Annotated in this window: 6 protein-coding genes and 1 riboswitch; of the genes, 2 read left to right on the top strand and 4 right to left on the bottom strand. The window is 44.9% G+C overall.

Annotated features, from left to right (window positions below):
- From GX089_01205 to GX089_01190, 4 genes are all read right to left on the bottom strand, one after another.
- A partial coding sequence (locus GX089_01205) for an ABC transporter ATP-binding protein (GenBank protein NLP01090.1) occupies positions 1-793 on the bottom strand: 793 nt, incomplete at its 3' end.
- The gene (locus GX089_01200; GenBank protein ID NLP01089.1) at positions 790-1,668 is read right to left on the bottom strand and encodes an ABC transporter substrate-binding protein; all 879 of its coding nucleotides are present in this window, start codon (positions 1,666-1,668) and stop codon (positions 790-792) included. The genes GX089_01200 and GX089_01205, both read right to left, overlap by 4 nt.
- A 59-nt stretch (positions 1,669-1,727) precedes the next feature.
- Positions 1,728-2,810, bottom strand: coding sequence for a hypothetical protein (locus GX089_01195; GenBank protein NLP01088.1), 1,083 nt, complete (start codon positions 2,808-2,810; stop codon positions 1,728-1,730).
- A 44-nt stretch (positions 2,811-2,854) separates the two neighbouring features.
- Positions 2,855-4,993 carry a TonB-dependent receptor gene (locus GX089_01190; GenBank protein NLP01087.1) on the bottom strand — a complete coding sequence of 713 codons (2,139 nt, stop codon included), beginning with the start codon at positions 4,991-4,993 and terminating at the stop codon, positions 2,855-2,857.
- Positions 4,994-5,033: 40 nt separating this feature from the next.
- Positions 5,034-5,255: riboswitch (cobalamin riboswitch) on the bottom strand.
- 441 nt (positions 5,256-5,696) lie between these two features.
- On the opposite strand from GX089_01190, the gene GX089_01185 reads away from it, so the two are divergent.
- Positions 5,697-6,200 (top strand): hypothetical protein, encoded by a 504-nt coding sequence (locus tag GX089_01185; GenBank protein ID NLP01086.1) that lies wholly within the window; start codon positions 5,697-5,699, stop codon positions 6,198-6,200.
- A gap of 375 nt (positions 6,201-6,575) precedes the next feature.
- Complete coding sequence (gene rfbG, locus GX089_01180) at positions 6,576-7,691, top strand: CDP-glucose 4,6-dehydratase (protein NLP01085.1); 1,116 nt, start codon at positions 6,576-6,578, stop codon at positions 7,689-7,691.
- The last annotated feature ends 32 nt before the right edge of the window (positions 7,692-7,723 follow it).

Genomic DNA, 7,723 nt, shown 5'->3' with positions numbered 1-7,723 from the left:
TCCCCCATGATCCGTATGCTTCTGCAGATAGCTCACTGCAGTTAAACTGCATGAAACGGATACCGAATATATCTTCGAGAAAAGCAGGACATTGCTTTCTGAATTCCTCAGTTGTCCCTCCGTAAAGGAGCCTCCCGCCTTTTAGTGCAGCAATATGGGTACACTGATAAAGGGCACTGTTGATATCATGGGTAATCATCACGATTGTCAGTTCCCGCTTCCTGCTTAGACGTGAAAGTGCCTCGAAAAACAGACGTTCATGGGCCGGATCGAGAAAAGTTGTCGGTTCGTCAAGAAGAAGAACCGGCGCGGACTGTGCCACAGCACCGGCCAGAAGAGCTCTCTGAAGTTCTCCTCCGGAAAGTGTGCTCATGATCCGGTTTTCAAGGTGTTTGATATCACATATTTCAATCGCCTCATCAGCGGCTTCCTTATCCTCTTCTGAAGACACCCCCATCAGGCCCATCATCGAATACCGCCCAAGCATTACATAATCATAAACAGTGTAAGGGATCAGACCATCGGGTTTCTGAGGCATGTAGGAGATTGCCTGGGCACGTTTACGCGAGGAAATCTTTCTTATATCACACCCGTTTACAGTAATGTATCCCGATGATGGTTTGATCAATCCTGCCATTGTTTTTATCAAAGTGGATTTTCCCGCCCCGTTAGGCCCGATAACTGCCAAACGGCTGTTCTTTTCTATGTTCAAAGAGATGTCCGCAAGCGCCTCACATCTGCCGTAAACAGCACAGAGGTTATGTACTTCAATAATAAATGAGGAGTAGCTCATCTGCTTCTCTCCTCTCTCCAGGCGGAAAAGATCTTCTCAAAATCATTCAAAAGCAGAAGAAGGCGCGGGCCGGGAAGTGTAGCATAGGGTTCTGATATACAGTAGACCTGATCATTATTGACAGCAGGTACACGTGTCATCTCCTGCCAGTCATTGACAAGAAGATCGCATTTGTAATCATCCATTGCAGGTGCAATATCGATTATTATATCCGGGGCAAGTGAAATCAGCCCCTCCCGGGAGATTCTGGGATAGATCTGCAGCGAATCCACGAAAACATTCCTGCCTCCTGCTGCAAAGATAAGATCACTTAAAAATGTTTGAAGGCCGGCAGCAAAGATATTCCTTATCTTTCCTGAGCCGGGAGAATCGCGCCCTACACAGACCAGAACCTTTGGTACTTGTCTTCCGCTGTCAATATTTTCAGCCATTCTGCTTCTGAAAATTCCTGTCAGGCTGTCCGCTGCTCTTTCCACACCACAGATACTCCCTATGAGAACAAAAGAACTGCAGACTGATGCATATCTGGAATTGTCAATTACCACAGCGGGAATTTTCAAGCGCTCCAGGGCTGTGCGCTGCCTTTCGTGTTCACGGGAAACAAACACCAGGTCTGGTTTAAGAGTGATTATCCGCTCGATATTAGCATTATCGTAATCACCGATCCGTTCTATTGCCCTGGCCTGAGGTGGATAATTGCAGTAATTTGTCACCCCCACCAGTTTTTCTCCAAGTCCCAGTGCAAAAAGGGTTTCTGTGATACTGGGAGCAAGTGAGATGATACGTTGTGGAGTAACGGATTTCTCAATACTGCCCCGGGAACATCCACAGGCCATTGTCATTAGTATCACACCAATCGTAATATTTTTTTTCATATCTGGTCGTATCCGTTCATGGCAGGGACTTTAAACCATGAACAAAATCTCCGTACTTTTCATCTCATAATCATAAGCGAATTCGGCGGTAGAGAGGTCTTCACAATGGGGCCATCCTGCTGGTTATCCTTAAAAATCCTCACCCCCATCTCCTCAGTATCTCTTTCCGCAACATACAGTCTTTCATCAATCTTATCGTAAAAGATCCCTCCGAAGGCATTCTTGACTCCAGATAGCCGCTTTATCACAGCCCCGGTCGAGGCATCGATCTCCAGCACTCTTATATCGAACATATCGACAAATGATGTTATGTAGAAACGCGAACCATCTTTATGAACAATCTGAACGGGACTACCCCCGATATCATCCTCCTCCAGAACTGTGCTTACGGCTCCGTCAACAAGATCGATTTTCTCTATTCCGCCATCGCCAATAACTGAATAATCACCAGTGCAGGTCACATAGAGTGCATCGTTATGGAAGGCTATGGAATTGCCCTCTTTGAAAGCAAGCGGAATAGTATCAACTATCGAATCCTTTTCAGTATCTATCTTGAGAATCAGCGTGTTTATTCCGGGATCATAACCTTCACGGCGTTGAAGAATCACATAGAGATCTTTTCCGACAAGCTGCATTCTACCTGCACAGGGACTTGAATTTTTTTCAGGCAGGTAGGTGTATTTTGAAATATCGATACTGGAGACAATCTCTCCTGTTTCAGGATTAAAGATGGTAATTTCAGGCTCATTCATGTTTGATATATATGCTTTTTTCCTATTGAGAAACTCAATATCCTGCGGATTCCAGTTATTTCCAAGGTGAATCTGGTAGATTATTCCTGACTTTCCGCACTTTGATGGATCGAACTTCATGATGTTGTCAGCGCCGTACTTTTCCAGCATGTAAAGATTCCCGTTGTAAGAATCAAGCACTGCATCACTGTAGATTTCAATACAGGATTCAACCGATGAATTGTCTTCGATTACCATCCATTCAAGCGTTCCGGAATGATAATCCGATCCTGCTATAAACAGCTTCAGCCGGTCATCTGTCCTGTCCGGATCGGAAGTAACAAGAAAACAGCCGGTCATAATCATAAGCACAATGAATACTGCAGAGAAAAAAGCATGTCTGGAAAACATTTTTAAGTTCCTTCTCAATTTGGAAAGTAAGATAATGATTTGTTTCAAAATGAGTACTCCGCGGTGACGCACCATTCATTTGACGGGTAGAGAATCCAGGAATACCCGTTTTCATTTGACATGATCATCTCCTCACTGCGCAGGGAGATTCCATTGAAATTTCTGATTGAAAATCCGAAACCAAACCTGCTGCCTGCTTTCCAGGTAATGCGGGCGTTATGGAAAACCATCCCCGGCATACCATCATCGTCAGGCACTCTGTAGACATTACCCGGATCTCTGAAAAATGGAGATTTGAAATCAAGCCAGTATTCAGGCTCTATCCCTTTGAATGGGCCCAGTGAGATACCCGCAATTATCGATAGATCCGGTTCATTGGGCAGCCTTTTTCCGTAATATTCATATGCTTTTGAGCGATTTTCTGCTTTCTGCAGAGTTGCCCTGAGTTCAGTACCGAGGAATCTGAAGAATCTGGCCTGTAAAGATGTTTCCAGGCCGGTAACCAGTCCGGAAGCGTAATTCTTCGCCTTGGACATCCTTCCATCAGATACCATCATTGTACCATTTCTTGTTTCTGTCCTGAAAACCACAGCCTCAAGCCGGGTTTCCCCTGCCATCAGGCGTGCTCCGCCCTCCAGGGCTATACCAGTTTCCGCCTTGAGATCAGGACTCGGTAGTAAAGCGCCATTCATTCCGTATTTTTCCCTTAATCCCGGGACAATAGCATAGCGAGCTGTATTGAAAAAGAGATTAAAACTGTTTCCGACCCGCCATTGTGCGCCGGCATGAACAGACCATGGGTACTCTATAGTAGCAGAAGGCAACACTTTTATTCTTAACATCTGGTTCATTCCACCCTTTGTAGCACTTCTGATTCCTCTGATCGCACCTCCTGCTGTTGCCCCTAAACAGCTCTTGCCTGCTGGAATCTGATAATTGACATCTGCTGAGAGTGATGCCTCCTGAGAATTGCCGGGCCAGTCACTCACAGGATATCCGGAAGAATGAGTTTCAGTTCCGATGTCAGAGTGTTTCCCCTGAAGAGTAATCTGAGCACCCAGATTTTCTGAAAAGAAAAAATCTGTAATACAGGAGACATGGAATATCTGCAGAACAGACTGCATATCGATCCAGGCATCTTTCAGCATGGAGATATCACCCATGTCAGGCCCCATGCTTTCATCCTGACTTGTCCAGAATGTGTTGCTGCTCCATCGCAGGTAGCCCAATGCAGGAGTAAATGCAATTACCGATGTTTCATCCTTATTATCATCTGAGAGCCTTGCGGTGAAATCAAAAAGCTCCCGGCTGTGCTTTGCGGTGCGGTTCACAGATCCCTCTGCCGCCGGGATTCCAGCATCAGAAGTGGAATAGGCTATTCCCGATGAGAGAGTTCTGCCGTTCTTGAATTCCAGAGAAGGATGAAGTCTTGCCTCAAAAAAATCGTACTTGTGATTTTTCACAGTATCTATTCTGTCATCTGAATCATTCTCAGGAGTCTTGTTTCTGTTAAGATAGGGCCAGTTGTTGTCCGATGAGATATGGTTGAGAGAACCGAAAAGGCGGAATTGATTGGAAAATGCGTGGTTTGCCTCTGCACTGAATTTCCGATAGCCGTATGCACCGATAGCAGCACTGGCATGGAAAGCCCGCGAACCGGTTGAACTCCTGCTTTTGAGGTTGATCACCCCCCCTGTTGCGTTTCCGCCAAATTCTGACGGAGTAATGCCTTTGTAAACCTCGATTTCGCTTATCCGGTCGGGGCTTATTGCACTCAGATCAACAGCACCTCCCATTGCTGAATTAAGCGGAATACCATCGAGAAGCACTAAAACATTGTCCCCCTGCACCCCCCTGACAGTCACAGTCTGGAAACTTCCCGTTCCCCCGTATTTTCTTGTCTGCACTCCGGTCTGCTCGGCAATGATATCAGCTATACTTTTATTGGTGCCGGCCCATTCTTCTGCTCTTATAACCGACAGAGAATGCGAGGCATCAAGCAGTTTCTGATGTCTTCCGGCAGTTACCACCATCTTTTCAAGATCAGATACAACAGATGAGTCTTTACTTTGGGGCAATTCCGAGGAAACCGATATGCTGTCTGAGCAGATAGTATTCTGCGATATTGATAAAAGTAATAGTGCACAACTAAACAGTGCACCAGAAGAACACAATTTAAACACCTGGGTAAATCCTCCTGAACCCCTTTTCCATGAGGGTTCAAAAAAGAAACGATTTTCAGGCAGGTCTCCTGGCTTTCCCGGTACTGTCGCCTTCCCATCCTGTTTTTAAATAACCGCAGGACAGTGGCCTGGATGACAGTCCCCGTCTTTTATCCACATAAGTCAAAGTGAACTGAGACGGTATTGGGATTACAGTGGCAGGTCCGCTCCGGATTCGCACCGGAATTCCCTGGCTCCTGATATCTGGTTTAAAAGATAAATTGTGAAAAATGTACAGGCAAGATGTTACTCGATTCGTACTTGCATTATCCACACGAGGTACAAACGCATAAATTCATCGGGACTCTCAATGGTTCTGCTGTCCGGTACTTACCCATCAGTTTGTTAAGAACTCTGAATCAGCAGTATTATCTGTTAATCTTTTCTAATATCGAAAACGGAATTACCCGTTTTTTTGTTGCACCAGTTCTATCCGTTATTTAGTTTAATCTTTTTATTCCTGAAATGCCTGAATTCAGCTTAAAATGAGCTTGGATTAAAGCCTCTCCATCAGGCCGAATTTGTAAGCTGAGATATTTTTCCCATCAGTACATTCTCAAATAGCAAAGCTGCCTCTTCTGAGGTGCGCAGCTTATCTCTGAAACCAGTTCATAGTGCTGGAAAGCCCGGTGCTGTTCTGTACAACCTTAACCAGGGAGAAGATATGGCGAATTCCGGAAAATCAAAGAATGACCGCAGAAGCCTGGATGATGTCAAAAGAGAGAATTCTATGATGGATAAGAAGCTCCGGGAGAAGGGAATCTTCTTTGATCTCGATGAAAACGGTGATCATTTTGAACACAACAAATTTCTCAGACACATTATGGAATGCGAAGGTATCGATATTACCACAAGAAAGGTTAAATCCTTTTTTCCTCCTGGATACAAGTTCCCGAAGGTGGAGAAGATGAGTCCAGAGGAGCTCGAAAGAAAACTTGAGGAGATCCTTACAATCCTTGAGGATAATCGCGTCGATGTCTCTTTAACCGAGAATCTGCCCGACAACCTTATCTACAATTTTATCATTGAGAATGTTATTCCAGCGGAGGTTACAGTGTCTCCTCTGAGCGCAGGATTTGAAGTATTTGATGGGTGCAGGGGTGACTGTGAGGAGTGTTTTCAGAAGGACTACTGCGAAACTGCAAAAGAAGAGCTTGCAGAATCCTGAAAGGCTTGATCTCATTCCAGCAGATAAGATGTTTACGTCAATATGAACCGGCATTCTTGCAGATTTTTACGGCTGAGAATGCCGGTTTACCCTCAAAAAAGACAGCCTGTTTTCATTAACAGACACATTTGTCGGAAAAACCGCATAAAGTGAAGCAGACAGGTTCCGGAGCTACTTAAATGTCCTGTTTTGTTTACAGGAAAACATCCGCTGGCAGTGATGCTTCTTTTCCTCATGACTTTTTGAGTGATCGAATGCTACAATTGATTCAAAGCAGTGTCTGATGAAAAACTCATCATCCATGAGTTTTTTCACAGACATGCTGAGATCTTCATTTTTTACAAATGATACCAGGACTCGCAAAAGCAGACAGGAATGAAATTTTTATTTGATAATATTTACAAAGATAAGTCAGTCTTTATTACAGGTCATACAGGTTTCAAAGGATCATGGCTGTCGCTGTGGTTAACTAAACTCGGTTCACAGGTTACCGGATATGCCCGCAAGCCAGATACAATTCCTGACCATTTCAGCAAACTTGACCTGCACATCAATTCCCTTATCGGAGACTTGCTCGATTTTAACAAACTTGCAGATTCAATGAAGCAGGCAATGCCGCAAATTGTTTTTCATCTGGCAGCTCAGCCTCTGGTGCGCGAGTCATATAAGTACCCTCAGGAAACATACTCGACCAATGTTCTTGGTACATTAAATGTTCTTGAGGCTGCCCGCAATACTCCCTCTGTGCAGGCTGTCGTTGTAGTCACTACAGATAAGGTTTATGAGAACTTCGAGCATAATCGACGCTATAGTGAAGGTGAACGGCTGGGTGGTTATGACCCGTATAGCTCATCAAAAGCCTGTGCAGAAATTTTATGCGCTTCCTACAGGAATTCATTCTGGAATCTGGAAGAATATGGTAAAGACCACAATGTACTTCTGTCCACTGTCCGTGCCGGAAATGTGATCGGGGGTGGAGATTGGTCAAAAGACCGACTTATTCCAGATATCGTGAAAGCGGCTTCACAGGGTAAAACGGCAGTTATCCGTAATCCGCAATCGACGCGTCCATGGCAGCATGTCCTTGACTGCCTTTCCGGGTATCTTCTTACAGGCAAATTACTACTTGAGGGTAAAAATGAGGTTGCAGATTGCTTTAATTTCGGCCCGGCAGAATCTGACGCTTTGACAGTCAAAACAATATGTAATTATGTAAAAGCTTGCTGGCCGGAAACACAGTTTGATTTTCCGGAGTTGAAAGAGCAGCCACATGAAGCCGGGCTGCTTCGCCTTGACAGCTCAAAGGCCAGACGGGTCCTCAACTGGGAGTCGGTATGGGATTCGGGCAGAGCAATCGAATCAACTATAAACTGGTATCGTTCTTTCTATGAAAGCGGCACTGTTCTGAGTGAAGCTGATCTTGAGCATTATATCAAAGATGCACAGCATAAAGGGATTGTTTGGACAAAGCAGTCTATGCAACCACAGTAATCTCAACCCCTGCCATCCTTTTCAGGCTCTGA

This window comes from Fibrobacter sp., assembly GCA_012523595.1.
GTDB lineage: Bacteria > Fibrobacterota > Chitinivibrionia > Chitinivibrionales > Chitinispirillaceae > JAAYIG01.
This window is presented reverse-complemented; position numbering and strand designations above follow the sequence as displayed.

Coding starts and splice junctions, on each gene's coding strand:
- rfbG (NLP01085.1), top strand. CDS start 6,576: ATGAAATTTTTATTTGATAATATTTACAAAGATAAGTCAGTCTTTATT.
- GX089_01185 (NLP01086.1), top strand. CDS start 5,697: ATGGCGAATTCCGGAAAATCAAAGAATGACCGCAGAAGCCTGGATGAT.
- GX089_01195 (NLP01088.1), bottom strand. CDS start 2,810: ATGTTTTCCAGACATGCTTTTTTCTCTGCAGTATTCATTGTGCTTATG.
- GX089_01200 (NLP01089.1), bottom strand. CDS start 1,668: ATGAAAAAAAATATTACGATTGGTGTGATACTAATGACAATGGCCTGT.